This is a genomic window from Streptomyces sp. SM1 (assembly GCF_002910825.1).
Lineage (GTDB): Bacteria > Actinomycetota > Actinomycetes > Streptomycetales > Streptomycetaceae > Streptomyces > Streptomyces okerensis.
On sequence record NZ_NEUB01000451.1, the window covers coordinates 1 to 373 of the forward strand.

The following is a 373-nucleotide window of genomic DNA, read 5'->3' on the forward strand; positions in this document are numbered from 1 at the left end:
GCGGTAGGCGGGCCTCCTGCTCCGCCCGGTCCGGCACGGGGCGCCGGTACGCGAGCCGGGCCTGCGGGAGACCCGCGCCCAGGGTGCCCGCCGGGTCACGGCCGACGGATGTGACCACCACTGCCCGGTCCGGCGTGTCGGGTTCGCGGCCCGGGGCACTGGTGGACGATGAAGGTCCGACCGGCCGGCGAACGGGACCGAACGAAGGGACTCGGGTGGACCCCACGGACACAGCGGCGGAGACCGACGTACGACGGCGGATCCCGCGCACCGACGCCGTGATGAGCGATCCGCGTCTGCTCCGGGCGGCGGGACGGCTGGGCGCGGCGCGGGTGAAGTCGGCTGTCCGCCAGGCCCAGCAGCGGGCGCGTGA

Annotated in this window: 1 pseudogene; it reads left to right on the plus strand. The window is 76.7% G+C overall.

Annotation, left to right across the window (positions count from 1 at the left end):
* Positions 1-215 precede the first annotated feature (215 nt).
* Positions 216-373 (plus strand): annotated as a pseudogene (locus B9S61_RS42230) (L-seryl-tRNA(Sec) selenium transferase); the annotation flags it as partial.